Source organism: Agrobacterium deltaense RV3 (genome assembly GCF_900013505.1).
GTDB lineage: Bacteria > Pseudomonadota > Alphaproteobacteria > Rhizobiales > Rhizobiaceae > Agrobacterium > Agrobacterium leguminum.
The window spans coordinates 1,503,315-1,527,228 of record NZ_LT009745.1 but is presented as its reverse complement, the minus strand read 5'-3'; the positions used below and the strand labels follow the sequence as shown (position 1 = coordinate 1,527,228).

Sequence of the window (23,914 nt, the reverse complement as noted above, 5' to 3'; positions counted from 1 at the left end):
CTTTCGGCACCCGGAAACAGTAGAATGTGGTTTGGCCAGTTTTAGCTTCCAAAATGGCCAGATCTAACGCCTTTTGGTCAATACTTAGATCGGTTTCCCATCAGATATCCAGATTATCAGCGAATGCCGCCCGTTCCTGAATGAAACGGAAGCGGGCATCGGCCTTGGTGCCCATCAGATTGTCGACGGCCTCGCGGGTGCCTTCGAAATCCACGTCGTCGATCTCGACGCGCAGCAGGGTGCGCTTTTCGGGATCCATGGTTGTTTCCTTCAGCTGCTGGGCCATCATCTCGCCGAGGCCTTTGAAGCGGCCGATTTCGACCTTCTTGCCCTTGAAGACGGTTTCCATCAGCTCGGCGCGGTGGGTGTCGTCGCGGGCATAGGCGCTCTTGGCGCCCTGGCGAATGACGTAGAGTGGCGGCACTGCCAGATAGAGGTGATTGCCGCGAATGAGTTCCGGCATTTCCTGATAGAAGAAGGTGATGAGCAGCGAGGCGATATGGGCACCGTCGACATCGGCATCGGTCATGATGATGATGCGCTCATAACGCAGGTCTTCTTCGCGGTACTTGGTGCGCGTGCCGCAGCCGAGCGCCTGGATGAGATCGGCGATCTGCTGGTTGGCGGAGAGCTTTTCGCGGCTGGCGCTGCCGACGTTCAGGATTTTGCCGCGCAGCGGCAGGATGGCCTGGTTGGCGCGGTTGCGCGCCTGCTTGGCCGAGCCGCCGGCCGAGTCGCCCTCGACGATGAAAAGCTCGGCCCCTTCTGCGGTGTTCTGGGCGCAATCCGCCAGCTTGCCGGGCAGGCGCAGCTTGCGCACGGCGGTCTTGCGGTTGACTTCCTTTTCCTTGCGGCGGCGCAGGCGCTCTTCGGCCCGCTCGATCACCCAGTCGAGCAGCTTTGCCGCTTCGCCCGGATTGCCGGCGAGATAATGGTCGAAGGGATCGCGCAGCGCGTTCTCGACGATGCGCTGAGCCTCGACGGTTGCGAGCTTGTCCTTGGTCTGGCCGACGAATTCCGGCTCGCGGATGAAGACGGAGAGCATGCCGGCGGCGGAGATCATCACGTCATCGGTGGTGATGTCCTTGGCGCGCTTGTTCTGCGTCAGGTCCGCATAATTCTTCAGGCCCTTGGTGAGCGCGATGCGCAGGCCGGCCTCATGCGTGCCGCCTTCGGGCGTGGGAATGGTGTTGCAATAGGAATGGATCTGCGTGTCGCCGCCATACCAGGTGACGGCCCATTCCAGCGCGCCGTGGCCGCCGGTCTTTTCCGTGCGACCCGAGAAAATCTCGCGGGTGACGGTGAATTCCTTGCCGAGCGTGGCGGCGAGATAATCCTTCAGGCCGCCGGGGAAATGGAACACGGCCTTTTCGGGGATTTCTCCGCCGGCCGGCACCATTCCGGGATCGCAGCTCCAGCGGATTTCGACGCCGCCGAAGAGATAGGCCTTGGAGCGGGCCATGCGGAAGATGCGGGCCGGTTCGAATTTCGCGTGGTCGCCAAAGATTTGCGGATCGGGATGGAAACGCACGCGGGTGCCGCGGCGATTGTGTACGTCGCCCAGCTCTTCCAGCGGACCGATCGGCAGGCCGCGCGAGAAACGTTGGCGGTAAAGCTTGCGGTTACGGGCCACTTCCACTTCGAGAAGATCGGACAGCGCATTGACCACGGAAACACCGACGCCGTGCAGGCCGCCCGATGTCTCATAGGCCTTGCCGTCGAACTTGCCGCCAGCATGCAGCTTGGTCATGATGACTTCGAGCGTCGACTTGCCGGGCACCTGCGGGTGGTTTTCCACCGGAATGCCGCGGCCGTTATCGGTGACCGTCAGGAAACCTTCGGCGTCGAGATGGACCTCGATGAAATTGGCGTGGCCGGCGACGGCCTCGTCCATGGAGTTGTCGATGACTTCGGCGAAGAGATGGTGCAGCGCCTTCTCATCGGTGCCGCCAATATACATGCCGGGGCGCATGCGCACCGGCTCCAGCCCTTCGAGCACGCGGATCGAGGACGCGCCGTAGTCGTCACCGGATGGTGATGCGGGGGCGGGCGGCGTGACGGCCGCAACGGCTGCGGGTTTCGGCTGCACATTCGCGTTGGCGGCCGCGGTCACCGGCGTCTTTGCGGCGTCCTCGTTCGTTTCCGTATCGCTGTTTCGTGCTGCCGGAAGACCGGAGAAGAGATCGTTGCTGTCGTCCATCATGTCCAAAGTTCAAAAGCGTGTGTCAGAATTTCGCCATGCGAATCATTATGCCAATAGCGTCAATCATAACGCCAAATGCGGTTCCCGTCCGATTGAACCGGGGTTCGCCTGGGCGAGCGCTGCGCATCCTATGCCACGATTGTGTCAGGGTTTCGCAACAGGAGGATTGCGCTGCCGGCCTTGCGATGGCAAGTCTCGCAGCCACGAATGAACGGTTAGCCAAGGCATGTCCACAGCTCATTTCACGTTTTGTACTCTTTTCAGCCTGACTGTGGCGGCCATGCCCGTCGCAGCCTCTGCCGCCGAGGGCCCGCTGCGGCCGTTCAAGGATGAGCTGTTTTCCGCCCAGACGGTGCTTTCCACCGCCGATGGCGGCGCTTCAGAAGTCATCGACTATCAGGAGATGCGCGATATCAATGGCCGCGACGAGGTGCCGGAGCGGCGGGTGAAACGGCAATATGTCGATATGACGCCGAAGAAGGCGCAGGCGCTGGAAACAATGTCCGTCGAGGGCAGGGCGCTTGAGGTCGGCCGCGTCGGGCCGGCAAGCGGGCAGGCCTTTACGGTCATCTTCATTCACGGGCGCGGCGGCGACCGGCGGCTCGGCATGAACGACTATACGTTCGGCGGCAATTTCAACCGGCTGAAAAACCTCGCTGTGGCCAATGGCGGCACCTATTATGTGCCGAGCGTGCGCTCCTTCGATGAGAAAGGCGTTGCCGATGTTGCGGCGCTGATTGCCGATGCGGCCAAAAAATCGGGCGGCAAGCCTGTCATTTTGACCTGTGCCTCCATGGGCAGTTTCATCTGCTACGGCATCAGCCGCGACAAGGCCGCCGTTGCCAATCTCAAGGGGATGGCGATCCTCGGCGGTGCGGTCGATCCGGATTTTCCCAAAAGCGCCTTTGCCAGGGCGAAGAAGCCGGTCTGGTTCACCCATGGCAGCGCCGACAAGGTCTATTCGGCCGACCAGCAGGCGACGATCTTCCGTTCCTTGCTGAAGGCCGGCGAGCCGGCGCGGTTCACGCGGTATGAGAGTGGCAGCCACGGCACACCGGTGCGCATGACCGACTGGCGGGCGGTTTTGAACTGGATTTTGAGCCGCTGAGGCTCCGATTTGGGTCAGCAACGGCAAATTTTTAGAAATTGCCCGTCGTTTTGAACCTTCGGGCCGCTTTTTTGTACCATTTATTGCCCGGGCCGTTTAAAGGAATATCCCGGGATTTCCGGCAGTGTTTCTGTCGCGATTATGGGCCGTGATACGGCTGAGGGAAGGGGCGCCGCCACAGGCGGCCTCAAGACAAAGGGAATGGGATACGCATGACGCCGAATGTTCGACCGCTTGTTGCCGGAAACTGGAAGATGAACGGCACCCGTGCCTCGCTCGATCAGATCAAGGCCATGGCAGAGGGCGTCAAGGGCCCACTGTCTGAAAAGGTGGATGCGCTGATCTGCCCGCCCTCGACATTGCTCTACGTGGCAACGGCGCTGTGCGATGACAGCCCGCTGATGATCGGCGCGCAGGATTGCCACCAGAACGCCTCCGGCGCGCACACCGGCGATATTTCCGCCGAGATGATCGCCGACTGCTTCGGCACCCATGTCATCGTCGGCCATTCCGAGCGCCGTACCGACCATGCAGAGACGGATCATCTGGTGCGCGCCAAGGCCGTGGCCGCCCATCAGGCCGATCTCATCGCCATCGTCTGCATTGGCGAGACCGCGGATGAGCGCAAGGCGGGCCAGACGCTCGACATCCTCAAGCGCCAGCTCGCCGGCTCCCTGCCGGATGAGGCGACGGCCGAAAATACCGTCATCGCCTATGAGCCCGTCTGGGCGATCGGCACGGGTCTGACACCCACCGTGGACGATGTGCGCGAGGCCCATGCCTTCATGCGCGACGAACTCGTCAAGCGCTTCGGCGACGCCGGCAAGACAATGCGCATCCTCTATGGCGGCTCGGTGAAGCCCGCCAATGCGCTGGAACTGATGGGCGTCGAGAACGTGGATGGCGCGCTGATCGGCGGCGCGAGCTTGAAAGCTTCAGACTTCCTGTCCATCTATGCGGCATACGAGCAACTGACGGCCTGAGACAGGTTTTCCTGTTACAGATGGCGGGAAAGGGGCTTGGAATAAGCCTTCGCCTCATGTAAAGAGCCGCGAAACCTTCTTTGTAGTGCTCCGCGCGGGGCATGGAATGGATTGTCATGCAGACCGTTTTGATTGTTATTCACCTCATGATCGTGCTGGCGCTTGTCGGCGTGGTCCTGATCCAGCGTTCCGAAGGCGGCGGCCTCGGTATCGGCGGCGGTTCGGGCTTCATGTCCGCGCGCGGAACGGCCAATGCGCTGACGCGCACCACGGCGATCCTTGCCGCGTTGTTCTTCGCGACCTCGCTCGGCCTCGGTCTCCTGACGCGCTACGAATCGCGCCCGACCGATATTCTGAACCGTATTCCGGCCACGCAGGGCCAGGGTAACGGCATTCTCGATACGCTCGGCCCGGCGACGACGCCGTCGACGCCCGCTCCGGCTGAAAATGGCGTTCCGACCAATGGTGCAGCCGCGCCGGCTCAGACGACCCCGGCTCCGGCCGCTTCCGGCACGGCCGCTCCGGCCCCGGCTCAGCCCGCCGATCCGAACGCAGTTCCGACCGGTCAATAAGCCCGGTTTTGATTTAACGCTCCGGCAGGCCAAAAGCCTGCCGGTTTTCTTTTGTTCGCATTCCGGCCTGTGACCCATCGCAAATTCGTCAACAGCGAATTTTCGAAAGCATGAAATTTGGGCTGGCGGAATCAGAGGTAAAAAGGTATCCGGTGAATCCCATGGCGCGATATGTATTCATCACAGGCGGCGTGGTCTCCTCTCTAGGCAAGGGCATCGCTGCGGCAGCACTCGGAGCTTTGTTGCAATCCCGTGGTTATCGGGTGCGGCTTCGTAAACTCGACCCCTATCTGAACGTCGATCCCGGCACCATGAGCCCGACACAGCACGGCGAAGTGTTCGTGACGGATGACGGTGCCGAGACGGATCTCGACCTTGGTCACTACGAGCGCTTCACGGGGCGTTCGGCAACCAAGACCGACAACATCACCACCGGTCGCATCTACAAGAACATCATCGACAAGGAACGGCGTGGCGACTATCTCGGCGCAACCGTTCAGGTCATTCCGCATGTCACCAACGAGATCAAGGATTTCGTGATCGAGGGCAATGACGATTACGACTTCGTCATCTGCGAGATCGGTGGCACGGTGGGTGACATCGAGGCGATGCCGTTCATGGAAGCGATCCGTCAGCTCGGCAACGACCTGCCGCGCGGCACGGCGATCTATCTTCACCTGACGCTGATGCCTTACATTCCGGCAGCTGGCGAATTGAAGACGAAGCCGACCCAGCATTCCGTCAAGGAACTGCAGGCACTCGGCATTCATCCCGACATCCTGCTGGTGCGCGCCGACCGGGAAATCCCGGAAGCCGAACGCCGCAAGCTTTCGCTGTTCTGCAACGTGCGTCCTTCCGCCGTCATCCAGGCGCTGGATGTGGCGAATATCTATGACGTTCCGATTGCCTACCACAAGGAAGGCCTCGATTCGGAAGTGCTGGCCGCTTTCGGAATCGAGCCGGCGCCGAAGCCGCGTCTGGAGCCCTGGGAAGAGGTCTGCAACCGCATTCGCACGCCGGAAGGCGAAGTGACGATTGCGATTGTTGGCAAATATACCGGCCTCAAGGATGCCTATAAGTCGCTCATCGAGGCGCTGCATCACGGTGGTTTTGCCAACCGCGTCAAGGTCAAGCTCGAGTGGATCGAGTCGGAAGTCTTCGAAAAGGAAGACCCGACGCCCTATCTCGAAAAGGTCAACGGCATTCTGGTGCCGGGCGGCTTCGGCGAGCGCGGTTCGGAAGGCAAGATCATGGCGGCGCAGTTCGCGCGTGAGCGCAACGTGCCCTATTTCGGCATCTGCTTCGGCATGCAGATGGCGGTCGTGGAAGCGGCCCGTCACCTTGCCGGCATCGAAAATGCCTCCTCCACCGAATTCGGTCCGACGTCCGAGCCGGTCGTCGGCCTGATGACCGAATGGGTCAAGGGCAACGAGCTGGAGAAGCGTTCCTCCAAGGGCGATCTCGGCGGCACCATGCGTCTCGGCGCCTACAAGGCGGCGCTGAAGAAAGACACCAAGATCGCCGAAATCTACGGCACCACGGATATTTCCGAGCGCCACCGTCACCGCTATGAGGTGAATGTGGATTACAAGGACCGGCTGGAAGAATGCGGCCTGGTCTTCTCGGGTATGTCTCCGGATGGTGTCCTGCCGGAAACGGTGGAATATCCCGATCACCCGTGGTTCATCGGCGTGCAATACCACCCGGAACTGAAGAGCCGCCCGCTCGACCCGCATCCGCTGTTCGCCAGCTTCATCGAAGCGGCGGTGGAGCAGAGCCGGCTGGTTTGACGGTTTGAAGGATTATGAGGAGGGTCGCGAAAGCGGCCCTTTTTTGTTTATGCGAATGGCTTTCTTCCGTCATGCCGGACTAGATCCGGCATCCAGCCACGGCGCGTCTGCGCCGTGAACGAGTCTAAAGCGATCAAGGACTTGATCGCGCTGGACCCCGGATCTAGTCCGGGGTGACGGAGTGTGGATGCGATAGCCGCGACAAACATGGCATTTCGAGATGGGGCGTCGATCATTTAAGTCCGACCCGCTAACTTCAAACAAAAAAAACGGGCCCGAAGGCCCGTTCCGCATTCCACCAAAATTCAACAGGCTTACTTCGGCCCGATCATGTTCTCCGGGCGCACATACTGGTCGAACTCCTCGTTGGTGAGGTATCCGCCGCCGACGGCCTCGTCGCGCAGGGTTGTGCCGTTCTTGTGCGCAGTCTTGGCGATCTTGGCGCAAATGTCGTAGCCGAGTTTGCTGTTGAGCGCCGTCACCAGCATCAGCGAGTTCTCGACGCCCTTTTTGATATTGTCTTCGCGGGCCTCGATACCGACGACGCAATTGTCGGTGAAGGAGACGGCCGCGTCGCCCAGAAGCTGGACCGACTGCAGGAAGTTGTAGGCCATCATCGGGTTATAGACGTTGAGCTCGAAATGGCCCTGCGAACCGGCAAACGACAGTGCCGCATTGTTGCCGAAGATGTGGGCGCACACCTGCGTCAGCGCTTCCGACTGGGTGGGGTTGACCTTGCCGGGCATGATCGACGAGCCGGGTTCGTTTTCCGGCAGCGACAATTCGCCGAGACCGGCGCGCGGCCCGGAGCCGAGGAAGCGGATGTCGTTGGCGATCTTGAAGAGTGCAGCCGCAGCCGCATTGATCGCGCCATGGGAGAAGACCATGGAATCGTGCGAGGCGAGCGCCTCGAACTTGTTCGGCGCGGTCACGAAGGGCAGGCCGGTGATCTTGGAGATTTCCTCGGCGACCTTTTCGGCAAAGCCGATGGGAGCGTTGAGGCCCGTGCCGACGGCGGTGCCGCCCTGTGCGAGCTTGGAGAGCGCGGGCAGGGTGGTTTCGATATTGGCGATGGCGGAGGCGACCTGCGCGGCGTAACCGGAGAATTCCTGGCCGAGCGTCAGCGGCGTTGCATCCTGCGTGTGGGTGCGGCCGATCTTGATGATCTTCTCGAACTGCTTGACCTTGGCTTCCAGCGCCTTGTGCAGGTGCTTGAGGCTCGGCAGCAGGTGATGAACGATCTCTTCCACGCAGGCGATGTGCATCGCCGTCGGGTAGGTGTCGTTCGAGGACTGGCTCATATTGACGTGGTCATTGGGGTGGACGGGCTTCTTGGTGCCCATTTCGCCGCCGAGCATCTCGATTGCGCGGTTGGAAATCACCTCATTGGCGTTCATGTTGGACTGGGTGCCGGAGCCGGTCTGCCAGACGACGAGCGGGAAATGCTCGGTCAGCTTGCCGTCGATGACTTCCTGCGCGGCGGCGATGATGGCCTCGCCGACCTTGGGGTCGAGGCCTGCCAGCGCCATGTTGGCGCGGGCGGCTGCCTGCTTGACGATGCCCAGCGCACGAACGACAGAGGCGGGCTGCTTTTCCCAGCCGATCTTGAAGTTGCCGAGCGAGCGCTGCGCCTGCGCGCCCCAATAGCGATCGGCCTGAACTTCAATGGGTCCAAATGTATCGGTTTCCGTCCGTGTGGCTGTCATCAATCTTGCCTTTTTACTCGTTTTCCTCCGCCAAAACGGCGCCTTCGCCCGCCTTGCGCGGCCGATATATAGAATCATCGCGCCGGCAATGAAAGCGCTGCAATGCAGCGGAGGCAGATATTTCCCGCCGCGCAAAAGCGATTTCGCCTTAAGGCGCGGTGCAGGGTGAAAAAGGCGCCAGCGTGTCATTTTTACTACGACGCGAAATGGCCGGAAAACCGGGCTTTCCGGGGCGCCCGGAAGGTGTGGCGGGGCAGGGCAAAGTGAATGAAATAAATGGAAATTTAACCATTCTCGCCAATTCTGGAAATTACGTTTTTACGGCTTTGGCTGTATCATAAGGTTCATTTCGGCACGGTTGTGGGCCTTTTCACGTTTTCTTTTCAACGGGCCGTCGATCGGCTAGACAGGCATGAAACTGATGCCCGCTTTCGCTGGCGGTGCTGGGTGCTACGAGGATCAAATTGCAAGTCACATCTGGAAAAACATCGGCAGCACTGGTGCTGGCTCTCGGTCTTTCCGTTTCCACCGCTCTTCCCGGCAGCGCCGGTGCGGTAACGCTGATGGACCTCCTGCGCGGCGGCCCTGGCAAGATCGCGCGCGATCGCGGTGAATTGCCGCCGGCCGGCATCGTCACCTCGCCCTCCGGATCGAGCGCTGGCCAAAGTGCCGATGCTTCCGATCCCGAGCCGCTGCCGCGTGTTTCCGGCCCGCGTTATTACGACTACAAGGCGGATACGGTCCGTGCGGTGAACACGGCGAATTTCGGTGAGGGCCTTGCCAATCTGAAGTTCAGCGCCACCCCCGAGATCGCCAAGGCGCTGGAAGCCTATTACGGCGCCGGCGGCAAGACGCTCTGGGTTTCGGAAGGCGAGCTGACCGCGCGCGCCAATGCTGTCATCGCCTTTCTCGAGACGGTCGGTGAAAGCGGCCTCGATCCGGCCGATTACAGCATTTCGCCACCGGCAAAGGATGTGACGGCCAGCATCGGCAACGCTTCCGGTTCGGCTGCGACCGGTACGCCGGTGGAGACGGCCTCGGCGCCCGTGTCCGACGCCTATCAGCGGGCGCAGATGCAGTTCGAGCTGGCGCTTTCCGCCAAGGTTCTCGCCTATGTGCAGGATACGGCCCGTGGTCGTGTCGATCCGAACCGGCTCTCCGGCTATCACGATTTCAAGCGCAAGACGGTGAACCTCGCACCGGTGCTGAAGCTTGCGGGCCTGAGCCCCGATGTCGCTGCCTATCTGCGCAGCCGTGAACCGTCGAGCGCCGAATATCTGGCGCTGAAGGCGGAGCTTGCCCGTCTGCGCGGCGAAGGCGATGCGGCGCATGTCGTCCGCGTTCCCGCCGATCTGGTGCTGAAGCCCGGCAACAGCAGCGCGGATATGGCCAATGTCGTCAAGGCCATCGAACATCGCGCTTCGCCCGCCTTCAAGGCCGAACATGCGGCGATCATTTCCGGTTATCAGCAGACGCCGGATTATACGCCCGATCTCGTCGATCTGGTGAAGGCGTTCCAGAGCGAGAACGGTCTGAAGCCCGATGGCGTCATCGGCCGCGCCACCGTGCGCGCCATGGTCGGCGAAAGCAATGACGCGAAGATCGCCAAGGTGCAGGTGGCGATGGAGCAGGTCCGCTGGCTGCCGGCCGATCTTGGCCAGCGCTATGTCTTCATCAACCAGCCCGCTTTCATGGCCTATTACCACAATGATGGCGTGGAACAGTTCGGCATGAAAGTGGTCGTTGGCTCCAAGGCCAACCAGACCTATTTCTTCCAGGACGAAATTCAGACCGTGGAGTTCAACCCCTATTGGGGCGTGCCGCAGTCGATCATCGTCAACGAGATGCTGCCGAAGCTGCGCCGCGATCCGTCCTATCTCGACCGGCTGGGCTACGAAGTGCAGGTGGGCGGTCGTGCCGTCTCTTCCACCAGCGTCAACTGGTACGGCTCCACCAATGCGGTTTCCGTGCGCCAGCCGCCGAGCAGCGACAATGCGCTGGGCGACCTGAAAATCCTGTTCCCCAATGCGCATGCCATTTACATGCATGACACGCCTGCCAAGAGCTTCTTCAACCGCGACATGCGGGCGCTGAGCCACGGCTGTATCCGTCTGGTCGATCCGCGCCGCATGGCCGCCGCCGTTCTCGGCACCAGCGTCGAAAAGGTCGGCGAGCAGATCGCGTCCGGCAAGAACCGCGCCGTGCAGGTGCCGGAGAAGGTTCCGGTCTATGTGGCCTACTTCACCGCCTGGCCGGACAAGGACGGCAAGGTGCAGTTCTTCGACGACGTCTATGACCGCGACAGCTATGTGCAGAAGGCGTTTGCCGTGACGACGAAGGCGCGGGCCGCGTCGATCTGATCAGAATAGCATCAAGAAAGAAGCGCCGGAGACGGCGCTTTTTTGTTTGAAGGAAGGCCTGCCCAATTTGTTTGGTGCTGGAGTCCGCCTGCTACATTTGGCGTCAACGGCAACACCGTACTCCGTCACCCCGGACTTGATCCGGGGTCCAGCGCGATCAAGTCCTTGATCGTAGGAGACTCTCTTCACGGCGCAGACGCGCCGTGGCTGGATGCCGGATCTAGTCCGGCATGACGGAAGAGAGGTTATTCAGCTCTCATTGACGTCGGAATCGCCGTTCCCTGGCGCTTTACTTGTCTGGTCCAGCCTCTCAGGCCGCCGCTGCACCCTTCGCAACCAGTTCTTCGAACAGCGCCGGCGTCAATTCAGTGAAATCGTCGATCACCACATCCGGCTCCAATTCAACCATCGGCACATCCGAATAACCGAAGGTCACGCCGATCGACGGGACGGCGGCGTTCTTTGCGGCGAGAATGTCGTTGATGCTGTCGCCGACCATGATGGAGCGCTGGACATCGCCGCCAGCCTTTTCGATGGTGCCGAGAATATGGCGGGCATCCGGCTTGCGGAAGGAGAAGGTGTCGCCGCAGGTGATGGCGGCGAAATATCGCGTCAGCCCCAGTTTTTCGAGCAGCGGCACAGCGAGGATTTCGGTCTTGTTGGTGCAGACGGCGAGTGTGATGCCGGCTTCCGAGAGCGCATCCAGCGTGTTGACGATGCCGGGATAGGGGCGGCTTTCACCCGGCATTTCGGCGCGGTAATGGGTGATGAAGCGCTCATAGAGCGGCTCAATTTCGGCTTCCGGCAGTTCCCTCTCGCGAAGCGCGAAGGCGCGCTTGATCATCACCCGCGCGCCCTGGCCGACGAGGTGGGTCAGGTCGTCATATGTGACGGGAGCAAGCCCGGCTGCGGCAATGGTGTGGTTGAGGCTCGAGACCAGATCGGCGGCGGTATCGACCAGCGTACCGTCGAGATCGAAAATGGCGAGCGGGGAGAGCGGGCGGGATGTCACGGGAACTGGCCTCTCGGGAATGCGTGTAACTGATGTATCGGTGCTTTCATTCCCGCCAAGCCTAGGCAAACGGGCCTGTCTTTGCAACCGCGTCACAACGTTCTGTTCGTTAGCTTGAAAAAGGCTTTCGTTTGGCTTTCGACCCGTGTAAACAGCACGGCGACGACAAAGTTACCGGAGTTTCAGGCACATGGATGCCCGCCAGATGAAGATCAAGGCCGCCGAGGCCGCATTGTCCCACGTACAGGATGGGATGAGGCTCGGTATCGGCACGGGTTCGACGGCCGAGGAATTCGTCAGGCTTCTGGCCGAAAAGGTTGCCGCCGGTCTGAAGGTCGAGGGGGTGCCGACATCCGAGCGCACCGCGCGCCTGTGCGTCGAGCTTGGCGTGCCGCTGAAATCGCTGGATGAATTGCCGGAACTGGATCTTACCATCGACGGTGCGGATGAGGTCGATCATGCGCTGCGTCTCGTCAAGGGCGGCGGCGGCGCGCTGCTGCGCGAAAAGATCGTTGCGGCGGCATCCGCCCGCATGATCGTGATCGCCGACCAGAGCAAGGTGGTGGAGACGCTGGGCGCCTTTCCGCTGCCCATCGAAATCAACCCGTTCGGCCAGGTGGCGACGCGTATCGCCATCGAAAAACTGGCGTCGCGTTCCGGGCTTTCCGGCACGCTGGCGATGCGTTCGTCGGGCGACGGCGCCTTCATGACGGATGGCGGACACCTTATCCTCGACGCATCTTTTGGCCGTATTCCTGATGCAGAAGGGCTAGCACGCGAGCTGAACACGATTCCCGGTGTCGTCGAGCACGGACTTTTCATAAATTTGGCATCGCTTGCCATTATCGCGGGTCCTGAAGGCGCCCGCGTGATGCAGGCAGTATAACAGGAGCGAGATTTTCATGGTCAAACTAGCGGGACTGGGCAAAGCTGCCGCTGCTTCGATCCTCATTTCCGGCATCGTGTTCGGTACTGCCGCACGCGCTCAGGAAATTTCGGAAGCGCATATCGCTGCCGCACGGCAGGCGATCACCTCCCTTGGCGTTACCGACCGTTTCGACGACATTCTGCCGGGTCTGGCGGAGCGTCTGAAGGCCGAACTCATTCAGGCTTCGCCGAACGTTCAGGACGCGATCACCGAGACTGTCGATGCGAAGGCTCTCGAGCTTGCGCCGCGCCGCGCCGATCTGGAGCGCGAAGCAGCGCTCACCTATGCGCGCGCCTTCACCGTTGAAGAGCTGAACGCCATTTCCACCTTCTACAGCAGCGAAGCCGGTAAGAAGCTTCTGAAGGACGGCCCGATCGCCACGCGCGAACTGATGAAGGCCGCCGATATCTGGGCCGCCGGCATCAACCGCGACCTAAACGCTTCCAGCATGTCGGAACTGCAGAAGGTTGCCGGCGCCGATCTGAAGCCGCTTCCGGCCGATCAGAACGCCACCGGTGGCGCTCCGGCTGCTCCCAAGCCCTGATTGGGTGAACGGACAATTCAGAAATATTCAAAGCCCGGCCGCAAGACCGGGCTTTTCATTTGTGCGTCGCAGCACCTATATGTGCCGTGAATGCGCCGCCGCCCGTCTCGAGGCTGAGGACGGCGGTTTTGATCAGGGGTTTTGACTATGACAGCTTATGACTACGATCTTTTCGTCATCGGTGGCGGTTCCGGCGGCGTGCGCAGCGGCCGCGTGGCGGCCTCGCTCGGCAAGCGCGTCGCAATCGCCGAGGAATACCGCTATGGCGGAACCTGCGTCATCCGCGGCTGCGTGCCGAAGAAGCTGTTCGTCTACGCCTCGCAATTCCCTGAGCATTTCGAGGATTCGGAAGGATTCGGCTGGAGCGTCGGCGAGCGCAGCTTCGACTGGAAGAAGCTCATCGCGGCCAAGGACAAGGAAATCACCCGTCTCGAAGGGCTCTACCGCAAGGGTCTGGAAAACGCCAAGGCCGATATTTTCGACAGCCGGGCGGAACTGGTCGACGCCCATACCGTGAAGCTGACGAAAACCGGCGAGACCTTCACCGCCGAGCGCATCGTGATTGCCGTCGGCGGCACGCCGAACGAGCACAAGGCGCTGCCCGGCCATGAGCTGACGATCTCGTCCAACGAGGCTTTCGACCTGGAAGAGCTGCCGAAATCGATCCTGATCGCCGGCGGCGGTTATATCGCTGTCGAATTCGCCAATATCTTCCATGGGCTCGGCGTCGAAACGACCCTGATCTATCGCGGCAAGGAAATCCTGTCGCGCTTCGATCAGGACATGCGCAAGGGCCTGCATGAAGCGATGGAGGCCAAGGGCATCCGCATCCTTCTGGAAGATATCATCGAGGAAGTCAGCAAGGATGGCGCCGACGGTTTCGTGGCACGCACCAAGCAGGGTAGCTCTCTGCATGTAGGTCTTGTCATGCTGGCGCTTGGTCGCGATCCGAATACCAAGGGCCTCGGTCTCGAAAACGCCGGTGTGAAGGTGGATGCGCGCGGCGCGATCATCGTTGACGATTATTCGCGCACGAATGTGCCGAATATCTTCGCGCTGGGTGACGTCACCGACCGGGTACAGCTGACGCCGGTGGCAATCCATGAGGCAATGTGCTTCATCGAAACCGAATACAAGAACAACCCGACCAAGCCGGATCACGAGCTGATCGCGACGGCGGTGTTCTCGCAGCCGGAAATTGGCACCGTCGGCCTTTCGGAAGAGGAAGCCGGCAAGAAATATCCGGAACTGGAAGTCTATCGCGCCCAGTTCCGGCCGATGAAGGCGACGCTTTCCGGCCGTCAGGAAAAGACGATCATGAAGCTGATCGTCAATGCCGCCGACCGCAAGGTTGTTGGCGTCCATATTCTCGGCCATGAGGCGGGCGAGATGGCGCAGCTTCTCGGCATCACGCTGAAAGCCGGCTGCACCAAGGATGATTTCGACCGCACCATGGCGGTTCATCCCACAGCCGCCGAAGAGCTGGTGACGATGTATTCGCCGAGCTATCGCGTCGTGAATGGCGAGCGTGTGTAACGCCGGTACGGGCGTCGTATAATCGTCGCCCACATCAGCCTGCCGCCCTTTGAAAGCGAAGTTTTCGAATGGCGGTGGGGTTGTTAAATCGTTTGAATTGACTTTTGTGCGTCTGGAGCGCTCAAAACGGGCAGAATGAGCCGGATGGCTCGGGGATCGGCTATGCAAAGCCGATGCTTGGAGCTATAAGCCGCTCAATTTTTCGAGGCGGCCGCGCGACGTCGCGTGGGCGAGAAAAGGGTGAGAACATGGCACAGAATTGGACCCCCGGCAGCTGGCGGCAGAAACCGATCCAGCAGGTTCCCGAATATCCGGATGCGGCAGCACTTGCGGCAACGGAAGCCACGCTTGCGACCTATCCGCCCCTGGTCTTTGCCGGCGAAGCCCGCCGCCTGAAGAAGCAGCTCGCCAATGTGGCTGAAGGCAACGCCTTCCTGCTGCAGGGCGGGGATTGCGCCGAAAGCTTCCTCGAGCATGGCGCGGACAACATCCGCGACTTCTTCCGTGCCTTCCTGCAGATGGCCGTCGTGCTGACCTATGGCGCGCAGCTGCCCGTCGTGAAGGTCGGCCGCATTGCCGGTCAGTTCGCCAAGCCGCGCTCTTCCAACGTGGAAGCGCAGGATGGCGTGACGCTGCCGTCTTACCGCGGCGACATCATCAACGGCATCGAATTCAACGAGGCTTCGCGCATTCCGAACCCGGAGCGCCAGCTCGACGCCTACCGCCAGTCGGCGGCAACGCTGAACCTGCTGCGCGCTTTCGCGATGGGCGGTTACGCCAACCTCGAAAACGTTCACCAGTGGATGCTCGGCTTCATCAAGGACAGCCCGCAGGCGGACCGTTACCGCAAGCTGGCCGACCGGATTTCCGAAACCATGGACTTCATGAAGGCGATCGGCATCAGCGCGGACAATAATCCGAGCCTGCGTGAGACCGACTTCTTCACCAGCCATGAAGCCCTGCTGCTCGGTTACGAAGAGGCGCTTACCCGCGTCGATTCCACCTCCGGTGACTGGTATGCCACATCCGGCCACATGCTGTGGATCGGCGACCGCACGCGCCAGCTCGACCATGCGCATGTGGAATATTTCCGTGGCATCAAGAACCCGATCGGCCTGAAATGCGGTCCGTCGCTGACGCCCGACAATCTGATCGAGCTGATCGATGCGCTGAACCCGGCGAACGAGGCCGGACGCCTGACGCTGATTTGCCGTTTCGGCCATGACAAGGTGGCGGACAGCCTGCCGAAGCTCATTCGCGCCGTCGAGAAGGAAGGCCGCAAGGTCGTCTGGTCCTGCGATCCGATGCATGGCAACACGATCACGCTCAACCACTACAAGACGCGTCCGTTCGAGCGCATCCTGTCGGAAGTGGAAAGCTTCTTCCAGATCCACCGCGCCGAAGGCACGCATCCGGGCGGCATCCATATCGAGATGACCGGCAAGGACGTGACGGAATGCACGGGCGGTGCGCGCGCCGTGACGGCGGATTCGCTGTCCGACCGTTACCACACCCATTGCGATCCGCGCCTCAATGCCGATCAGGCGCTGGAACTGGCCTTCCTGCTGTCCGAGCGCATGAAGAGCGGCCGCGATGAGAAGCGTCTGGCAATCGCCAACGCCTGATCTGACACCATAAACAAAAAAGCCGCCGGGAGACCCTCCGGCGGCTTTTTCGTGCGCGGCGCTGACCTAAGCGCCTCGCGTTTAATCTGATTCATGCGACGCGCTTCATATTTTTGTTTTTACGCATGTCTTTGTCCCGAAACCGCTGCACACTTTTGGGAGACATGCTCTATTGCACCAGCGCCGGCTGCTGGCAGCGGACATCCGTGACCCGCACATCGGCTTCGCCGATCTTAACGCCGAGAACCAGAAGCACGTTGTAGAGCAGCTGATCGACCGGAGCGGTGACTGCCGCGAGCGTGTTGGCAAGCGCCGACTGAATGCCCGCCAGACCTCCCAAATCCAGGTTGAGGAAGAGAAGCCTTATATCCAGGTTGAGGTTTTTCAGCAGTGAACTGACAAGAGTGGTGACTGTGTCCTTGGTGGAGACGCTCTTGATCTTGGCCTGGGTAATATCGGACTGCGTGAAGGTCAGCTTGCTCTTGGTCATATTGGTGGCGTTGATGAGGGCGCTGCCATTGATGGCGAGCAGTGCTGAATCCACGATTGCGGCCTTGGTGACGCGCGGGTCCCTGCCGAAATTGGCAAAGGCAGTGGTATCGACATTGCCAAGGGCGATTTCGGCAATGCCGGGAACGACCTCGACATCGACGGTGCCCTGTCCGCCACCCGTGCAGCGAATATCGGCAAGCCGCGCTTCGGCATGGGCGACTTCCACATAAAGCGGGAGATTGACCTTGAGGCCGGCAATGGCCTGAAGCCCGTCCACCACGACGTTGACCGCCAGCCGGGTCTGTGCAGTACGCACGATGGTGCCCTGACCGCCAACGGCGAGCGACGGCGTTTCGACCGGCGGTTCACCGATGGCGAGCGTTGCCTTGACCGAGGCGAGGCCGAGAAGATTGGCGTTGATGTTAAGCCCCAGCTGGTTACCGCCATTGCCCGCCACGGCGGCGGCATTGATGAGATCGAAGACGCCGGCGGTGACCTTGAGGTTTTCGCCCGTACCGATCAGCTTGTCCGAGAACGGGCCGAGATTGAGTATCTCCTCGAGCTTGATCTTCACGTTGCTCTTGTTGACGGTTTTTTGCAGCGTATTCAAAATGTTGACGACCGCCGGCTGCAAGCCTGCGGTTTTCGTCAGTACGTCGAGGAATTTGCCGTAGCTGATTTCCGTCTTCAGAACATCCTTATAGGTGCCGGCGGTGAGGTTGAGATCGATGGCCAGCGCCTCGACGATCTTGAGCGCATTGACATCGGCGGCGAGAAGCGCCTGATAATCCATGAGTTTCAATGAAACCGTGGTGCCGAGCAGACCGCCGAGCAGGCTGTTGAGAATTCCCTCATCGAGGCTGGCGAGGCGCGATCCCACCGAAAATGCGGCGATCCTTTGGGACGAGGCCGTTCCGACCGCCGAGACCTTTGGCGGCTTGGTGAAGGCGGAAGCGAAGAATATCTGGCCCTGTTCGACGATGTTCACCTTTATCGCATTGGTGGGCAGGGCGTTATCGACGAAACGCTGGCCGACCGGGACAGTCGCATCCGGCTCGTAATGACCTTTGATGACCTCGGCATAACCCTTGCTGTTGGCGAATTCATTCAGCGGGTCGAAGGGTTGCAGGCCCTTTTCGGTCAAAAGTCCCTGCGCCGTCCTGACACCGAGATCCATGCCATTGAGGGCGAAATATTGCTGAACCGCCTTTTCGGCGTCCGTGGCGTTGGCTGCTGCCGATATGGCTGCGAGATCGGCGGTCTGCTGCAATTGCCGTTTTTGCAATGTCAGATAACCGTAGTCGACGCCGAGCGCCAATATGCCGATGAAGAGCGGTGCGGTGAGCCCCGCCGAAATGGCGATGTTGCCCGTTTTGTCCTTGAGGAAGCGGGGAAGCAGGGAATGAAAATCTCGCATGTCATGCTCCTCCGATCCGGATGGTGGAAAAACGCCGGATGACCGGCTCGGGCAGGGTGTAGCTGTAGAGGCTCCAGATCGGCAGATCGCGGGCGTCATATTCGACCTTCACCGTGAACTGGTTGGCATTGGCGGGATCCGTCGCGACATTGACGGTGAAGCGGCTCTTGTCCATGAAGGCGTAGCTGAGGTCGCTTTTGGTGACGAAATCCCGGGCAAGCTGCTGGCGCTCGGTCGTATTGAGGCCGGCAACCGCTGTGCGCGCCGCGTCGGCGGCGATCTGCTGCACCGAATAGGCCGCCATCAGATAAATGCCATAGGCGATCATGGTGAGCAGGACGAGAAAGAATATCGGTGCGACGATGGCGAACTCGACAGCAGACGAGCCAGATCTATCGCGAAAGAAACGCACTCCATTAAACATAAAGCACCCCCGTTCCTTCAGGCATCAAGGTTCGATGCCTTGATTTATTATTTTCGGAAATGCTAATTTATAGGTGTTAATTTTGTGTTGATGCCGCTCCTATGGGTTGCAGCTCTTCTTAAACTTTCGCGTCTACTTCAAATCAACCGAAGGCCTTTGAAACTGGCGTGGCCGTCCTTGCCGATGATGATGTGGTCGTGGACGGTGATGCCGAGCGGCTTTGCCGTATCGATGATGGTCTTGGTCATCTCGATATCCGCGCGCGAAGGGGTGGGGTCTCCACTTGGATGATTATGTATTAAAATCAAGGCGGTAGATGAAAGTTCAAGGGCGCGGCGCACCACTTCGCGCGGGTAGACCGGCGTATGATCCACTGTTCCCTGACCCTGCACCTCATCGGCGATCAGGACGTTGCGCTTGTCGAGGAACAGGACGCGGAACTGTTCGCGCGTTTCATGGGCCATGGCGGCGTGGCAATAATCGATGACTGAGGACCAGGAGCCGAGCACCTGCTTGTTGCGGATTTCGCTTTTCAGCATGCGCTGGGAAACGGAGGCGACGAGCTTCAGATCGAGCGCCACGGTTTCGCCCACGCCCTTCACCTCCTGCAACAACGGCAAGGGCGCGCCGAGCACGCCGCCAAGCGTCCCGAAACGGGCGATCAGGGCCTTGGCGATAGGTTTGGTATCGCGCCTCGGGATCAGCCGGAAGAGAAGAAGCTCCAACAATTCGTAATCGGCGAGCGCCGCGTCGCCGCCATCGCGATAACGCGCCCGCAGCCGGTCGCGATGTCCGTGATAATGGGCGGCATCCGTTTCCTGTTCGACCATGGCTGCCGGCCTTTTCGCGCCGCTTCGCGATTCGGCGAAAAAGCCGCGCTCATCCGCTCCGTTGAACAGATCGCCTTCGCCCGCCTGAAAGCCGGGAGTTTTGGAAAGATCGGCGGAAGGCGGGGCGGGGCGTTTTGCCATAGGCGGGTCTGGCCTTATGCGGGGGGAAGCGGCGGCAGGCCCGGACGGTCGAAGCCGCCGGGCGACAGTGTGAAGATTTCGCAGCCCGTGGCCGTGACGCCGACGGCATGTTCATATTGGGCGGAGAGCGACCGGTCGCGCGTTACCGCCGTCCAGCCGTCGGAAAGCACCTTCACATGCGGTTTGCCGAGATTGATCATCGGCTCGATGGTGAAGATCATGCCTTCGCGGATTTCCGGGCCTTCGTCCGGGCGGCCGTAATGCAGGATGTTCGGCGTGTCGTGGAACAGGCGTCCGACGCCATGGCCGCAGAAATCGCGCACGACGGAGCAGCGCTCGGCTTCCGCATAGGCCTGGATTGCCGCGCCGATTGCGCCGGTGCGCACGCCGGGCTTCACCGCCGCGATGCCGCGCAGCAGGCATTCATAGGTCACTTCCATCAGCCGCTCGGCGGCGCGCTTGATCTGGCCGACCGGATACATGCGGCTCGAATCGCCATGCCATCCGTCAAGCACATAGGTCACGTCGATATTGACGATATCGCCTTCGCGCAGCGGCTTTTCATCCGGAATGCCGTGGCAGACGACGTGGTTGATCGAGGTGCAGACGGATTTGGTATAGCCGCGATAATTCAGCGTTGCCGGCAGCGCGCCGTGGTCGGCGCCGAATTCGAAGACGAAACGATCAATGGCGTCGGTCGTCACGCCCGGCTTGACGATTGCGGCAAGTTCATCGAGGCAACGCGCCGTCAGCTGGCACGCCTTGCGCATCCCGTCGAAGTCCTCAGCGGTATAGAGGCGGATGACGCCGGTATTCTTGAGGGGGGCGGAGGCTGCGTCGATATAGGTGACCATCTTGGTGCTTTCTGTCTCTTTACGTCCCTGTTCATAAAACAGCCGGACGCCATTCGTCCATCTTAACCGTTCCGCTGACCGAAATTTGTGCCGGGGAGACCGTGCATTTCACCGCATAGGCCTCTACGCCGCGCGCCATCGCCCGCTGAAACGCCAGCGCATAGACTGGATCGAGATCGTCGCAGATGCGCATCCGGTCGCAATCGTCGCGCTGGATGAGATAGAGCATCACCGAACGGTAACCGGCTTCCGCCGCGTCACCCAGTTCCTCCAGATGTTTCGCGCCGCGTTTGGTGGCGGTATCGGGAAATTCGGCGAGGCCTTGCTCGCGCATGAAATGCACGTTCTTGACTTCCACATAGGCGTCCGGCCGGCCGGGCTCGGACAACAGGAAATCGATGCGGGAATTGCGGCCGTATTTCTGTTCGCGCCGGATCGTCGAATAGCCGCCAAGTTCAGGGATGCGGCCGGTGAGGATCGCTTCTTCCGCCAACCGGTTCGGCATGCCGGTATTAATGCCGACCGTGGTGCCATCGGCCTCGACCATTTCCAGCATGTGCCGGTACTTGCGGGTCGGGCTGTCATGTTCCGACAGCCATATGCGGGAGCCCGGAGCCGTGAGCCCGCGCATGGAGCCGGTATTGGGGCAGGAGCCGGTGATCGCGGTGCCGTCTTCCAGAATGGCGTCGAACAGGAAGCGCTTGTAGCGGGAAATCAGCGTGGCGGGAGTAAGCGGGGGTGTGAAGAACATGATGCTTGAAAGATGAGAAATGACGGGCGCAGTCAGGAAAGGACATAGGTTCCCGGCGCATCGCCGAGCACGGGGCGCTTGCCGTCTTCCGGTTTTCGCGCCGTCACCTTTTCAGCGCTCTGGCTTTCGATCCAGTTCTGCCAGTGCACCCACCAGGAGCCCTTATGCGGGGTGGCGGCGGCCTGCCAGCCGTCAAAGTCTCCGGCCGGTGATGGGCCTGTCCAATATTGGTATTTTTCAAGCTGCGGCGGATTGATGACGCCGGCTATGTGGCCGGAAGCGCCAAGCACGAATTCCACCGGCCCGCCGAACAGGGCGGCACCCGTGAAGACCGATTTCGCCGGGGCGATATGGTCGTCTCGGGTGGCGAGGTCATAGACCGGGATTTTGATGTCGCCGAGATTGATCCGCTTGCCGGCGACCCGCATCAGCCCGCGGGCGAGATTGTTCTCGAGGTAACAATTGCGCAGATAAAAAGAGTGGCTGGCGGCCGTCACCCGGGTCGAATCGGAGTTCCAGTAGAGGAGGTCGAAGGGCAGGGGCTCGGCGCCGCGCAGATAATTATCGACCACATAGGGCCAAATGAGATCGGAGGCGCGCAGCATGTTGAAGACGGTTGCCATGATCGAGCCGTCGAGATAACCGACCGCCTGCATGTGCTTGTCCAGCGCGGCCAGCTGGCCTTCGTCGATAAAGACCTTGAGATCGCCGGCATGGATGAAATCGGTCTGGGCGGCCAGCAGCGTGGCGCTGCGGATGCGCTCATCCCCTTGCTGCGCATGCAGCGCCAGCGCGGAAGATAAAAGCGTGCCGCCGACGCAATAACCGATGGCGTTGATCTCCTTTTCGCCGGTCCGCTCCTCGATGGTATCGAGCGCAAAATCGATGCCTTCGCGAACGTAATCATCCCAGCCCTTGTCGGCGAGGCGGGCATCCGGGTTGATCCAGGAGACGATGAAGACGCTGTGACCCTGCTCGAGGCACCAGCCGACGAAGGATTTCTGCGGGTTGAGATCGAGGATGTAGAATTTGTTGATCCATGGCGGCACGATCAGCAAAGGCCGTTTGAAGGCGTTCTGCGTCGTCGGCGCATAATGGATGATTTCGCAGAGTAGGCTTTTCGCCACCACCTTGCCCGGCGTGACGGCGATATTCTGGCCGATGACGAATTTGCTGTAATCCGTCTGGCGCAGTTTCAGATGGCCATTGCCGGCCGCGACATCTTCCGCCAGTTGCGCCATGCCCTTGACGAGATTGGCGCCGCTGGAGGCGACCGTTTCGCGAAAAACCTGCGGATTGGTGAAGACGAAATTGGCCGGCGAAAGGGCCTCCGTCACCTGGCGCATATAAAACAGCGCCTTGGTGCGGGTATGTTCGTCCAGCCCGTCTGCCTCCGTCACCATCCGGTCGGCGAAACCGACGGTGGTCTGGTAGGCTTTCAGGAGAAAATCGAAGAACGGATTAGCCTGCCAGTCGGCATCGGCAAAACGCCTGCTCCTGCGTTCCGCAGGGCCGCTTTCGGCGGGTTTTTGCGGGGCCGAATCGGCATCGCCGGAAAACTGCGCCACCGATTTCGCCCAGAGATCGTAATAGCTGGAAAGCAGATGGGTTTGTGCTTCCAGAGAGCGCTTCGGTTCGGCCATCCAGTATTCGGCGACATCGGAGAGCGTCTTGACGAGATCGGTTACCGGATCGGCGCTGGTGTGGGGAACCTCACCGCGTTCGCGCGGGGCGAGCCATTCGGATGCGGCCTTGCCGAGATTTTCGAGCGCACGGGCGATATTGATCGCGAAGGTTTCCGGGTCGCGGATCAGATAGGCCTCGGCGGAGCTGGCGTCGAAGCCGGGCGTTTTGCCACCCTTTTTCGTGTCCCCGCCGTCAACACCTGCCATGCACCATCCTCCGCCAAATTTATGTTTGCACATTCTGCATGAAAACGAATACAAGTTCCACCAGCAAGGGGAGGCCGCAAAGGGCCGAACCGTGGTCGAATTCGATATCTGCAGATATCCTTACAGGCGGAACATGACGATGGGCAAGCACATGGGCACATGGGGAACATATGCGGAAAATGCGGCAAGAATCGCTGTGCTTTCGCTCTCCGGCGCAATGCTCGCCGCCACACTTGCCGCCTGCAAGGCTCCGGAGCCGATCGTCGCGCCCGCCCATATGCGCCGCCCGACGGCCGAAATCGTCGGCCCGCGCCCGGTCAGCGACACTGCGGTGAGCCAGAAGCGCGACACCGGCACCTATCCGACCTTCTCGCAGCCGCTGACGGCCGCTGGCACCCAGATGGGCGAGGATGAAGCCTCCACCATGGAATCGAGCCTCTCGCGCCTCGGTGCGGCACGGCGCAACGGCCAGATTTCGGAAGCCGAATACAAGCGCCGCGTGGCGGAGCTGCGGGCGCTTGCCGAAAACCAGAAGCCGGTTGCGACGCCAGCCGCCTCGCAGTGAGATCACGCCGCGCAGTTTGCGCGGTCTCAGCGACGGACCAGATTATCTTTGATTGACGAAACATACCCCAAACGGGGAATTCCCCATGGAGCGAGTGGGTGCGCCCTGTTTCTTCTCCCCGCCGGGAGAAGTCCGCGGCAGCGGGATGAGGGGGCTAGCTCTCCACATATCTCCGCGCTTG

General features: G+C 60.8%; 19 protein-coding genes. 10 read left to right on the top strand and 9 right to left on the bottom strand.

Annotated elements, in window-relative coordinates:
* Positions 1–100 precede the first annotated feature (100 nt).
* Positions 101–2,203: a DNA topoisomerase IV subunit B gene (parE, locus tag AGR7B_RS07735; RefSeq protein WP_080856397.1), complete on the bottom strand. Its 2,103-nt coding sequence runs from the start codon at positions 2,201–2,203 to the stop codon at positions 101–103.
* Positions 2,204–2,429: 226 nt separating this feature from the next.
* Here parE and AGR7B_RS07730 point away from each other — a divergent pair, with 226 nt between their 5' ends.
* From AGR7B_RS07730 to AGR7B_RS07715, 4 genes are all read left to right on the top strand, one after another.
* Positions 2,430–3,311: an alpha/beta fold hydrolase gene (locus tag AGR7B_RS07730; RefSeq protein ID WP_080856396.1), complete on the top strand. Its 882-nt coding sequence runs from the start codon at positions 2,430–2,432 to the stop codon at positions 3,309–3,311.
* Positions 3,312–3,523: 212 nt separating this feature from the next.
* Positions 3,524–4,294, top strand: coding sequence for a triose-phosphate isomerase (gene tpiA, locus AGR7B_RS07725; RefSeq protein WP_080856395.1), 771 nt, complete (start codon positions 3,524–3,526; stop codon positions 4,292–4,294).
* Positions 4,295–4,410: 116 nt separating this feature from the next.
* On the top strand, positions 4,411–4,866 hold the full coding sequence (gene secG / locus AGR7B_RS07720; protein WP_003524802.1) for a preprotein translocase subunit SecG: 456 nt from the start codon (positions 4,411–4,413) through the stop codon (positions 4,864–4,866).
* 161 nt (positions 4,867–5,027) lie between these two features.
* Positions 5,028–6,656: a CTP synthase gene (locus AGR7B_RS07715; RefSeq protein ID WP_059760448.1), complete on the top strand. Its 1,629-nt coding sequence runs from the start codon at positions 5,028–5,030 to the stop codon at positions 6,654–6,656.
* A 314-nt stretch (positions 6,657–6,970) separates the two neighbouring features.
* On the opposite strand, the gene fumC is transcribed toward AGR7B_RS07715, so the two are convergent.
* Positions 6,971–8,362, bottom strand: a complete 1,392-nt coding sequence (gene fumC / locus AGR7B_RS07710; protein WP_080857020.1) for a class II fumarate hydratase — start codon at positions 8,360–8,362, stop codon at positions 6,971–6,973.
* A gap of 464 nt (positions 8,363–8,826) precedes the next feature.
* On the opposite strand from fumC, the gene AGR7B_RS07705 reads away from it, so the two are divergent.
* Complete coding sequence (locus AGR7B_RS07705; RefSeq protein WP_483416164.1) at positions 8,827–10,722, top strand: L,D-transpeptidase family protein; 1,896 nt, start codon at positions 8,827–8,829, stop codon at positions 10,720–10,722.
* A 310-nt stretch (positions 10,723–11,032) separates the two neighbouring features.
* On the opposite strand, the gene gph is transcribed toward AGR7B_RS07705, so the two are convergent.
* Entirely contained in the window at positions 11,033–11,734 is a 702-nt protein-coding gene (gph, locus tag AGR7B_RS07700) for a phosphoglycolate phosphatase (protein WP_080856393.1), read from the bottom strand.
* 190 nt (positions 11,735–11,924) lie between these two features.
* Between gph and rpiA the strand changes: the two genes are divergently transcribed.
* From rpiA to AGR7B_RS07680, 4 genes are all read left to right on the top strand, one after another.
* A complete protein-coding gene (gene rpiA, locus AGR7B_RS07695) occupies positions 11,925–12,620 on the top strand; it encodes a ribose-5-phosphate isomerase RpiA (RefSeq protein ID WP_080856392.1) in 696 nt (231 codons plus the stop codon).
* Between the two features lie 16 nt (positions 12,621–12,636).
* Positions 12,637–13,206: a DUF2059 domain-containing protein gene (locus AGR7B_RS07690; protein ID WP_003524811.1), complete on the top strand. Its 570-nt coding sequence runs from the start codon at positions 12,637–12,639 to the stop codon at positions 13,204–13,206.
* 147 nt (positions 13,207–13,353) lie between these two features.
* The gene (gene gor / locus AGR7B_RS07685) at positions 13,354–14,742 is read left to right on the top strand and encodes a glutathione-disulfide reductase (protein WP_080856391.1); all 1,389 of its coding nucleotides are present in this window, start codon (positions 13,354–13,356) and stop codon (positions 14,740–14,742) included.
* Positions 14,743–14,990: 248 nt separating this feature from the next.
* Entirely contained in the window at positions 14,991–16,367 is a 1,377-nt protein-coding gene (locus AGR7B_RS07680) for a class II 3-deoxy-7-phosphoheptulonate synthase (RefSeq protein ID WP_065654997.1), read from the top strand.
* Between the two features lie 169 nt (positions 16,368–16,536).
* On the opposite strand, the gene AGR7B_RS07675 is transcribed toward AGR7B_RS07680, so the two are convergent.
* The 6 genes from AGR7B_RS07675 to AGR7B_RS07650 form a co-directional block, all read right to left on the bottom strand.
* Positions 16,537–18,276: a TadG family pilus assembly protein gene (locus tag AGR7B_RS07675; RefSeq protein ID WP_078053033.1), complete on the bottom strand. Its 1,740-nt coding sequence runs from the start codon at positions 18,274–18,276 to the stop codon at positions 16,537–16,539.
* Between the two features lies 1 nt (position 18,277).
* Positions 18,278–18,700 (bottom strand): TadE/TadG family type IV pilus assembly protein, encoded by a 423-nt coding sequence (locus AGR7B_RS07670; protein ID WP_078053032.1) that lies wholly within the window; start codon positions 18,698–18,700, stop codon positions 18,278–18,280.
* 137 nt (positions 18,701–18,837) lie between these two features.
* Positions 18,838–19,671 carry a RadC family protein gene (gene radC / locus AGR7B_RS07665; RefSeq protein WP_065654999.1) on the bottom strand — a complete coding sequence of 278 codons (834 nt, stop codon included), beginning with the start codon at positions 19,669–19,671 and terminating at the stop codon, positions 18,838–18,840.
* Positions 19,672–19,685: 14 nt separating this feature from the next.
* A complete protein-coding gene (gene map / locus AGR7B_RS07660; RefSeq protein ID WP_078053031.1) occupies positions 19,686–20,525 on the bottom strand; it encodes a type I methionyl aminopeptidase in 840 nt (279 codons plus the stop codon).
* Between the two features lie 31 nt (positions 20,526–20,556).
* Positions 20,557–21,276, bottom strand: a complete 720-nt coding sequence (gene sfsA / locus AGR7B_RS07655) for a DNA/RNA nuclease SfsA (RefSeq protein ID WP_080856390.1) — start codon at positions 21,274–21,276, stop codon at positions 20,557–20,559.
* A 32-nt stretch (positions 21,277–21,308) separates the two neighbouring features.
* Positions 21,309–23,168 carry a PHA/PHB synthase family protein gene (locus AGR7B_RS07650; RefSeq protein WP_080856389.1) on the bottom strand — a complete coding sequence of 620 codons (1,860 nt, stop codon included), beginning with the start codon at positions 23,166–23,168 and terminating at the stop codon, positions 21,309–21,311.
* A gap of 139 nt (positions 23,169–23,307) precedes the next feature.
* Between AGR7B_RS07650 and AGR7B_RS07645 the strand changes: the two genes are divergently transcribed.
* Positions 23,308–23,733 (top strand): hypothetical protein, encoded by a 426-nt coding sequence (locus AGR7B_RS07645; protein ID WP_223215599.1) that lies wholly within the window; start codon positions 23,308–23,310, stop codon positions 23,731–23,733.
* Positions 23,734–23,914: the final 181 nt, after the last annotated feature.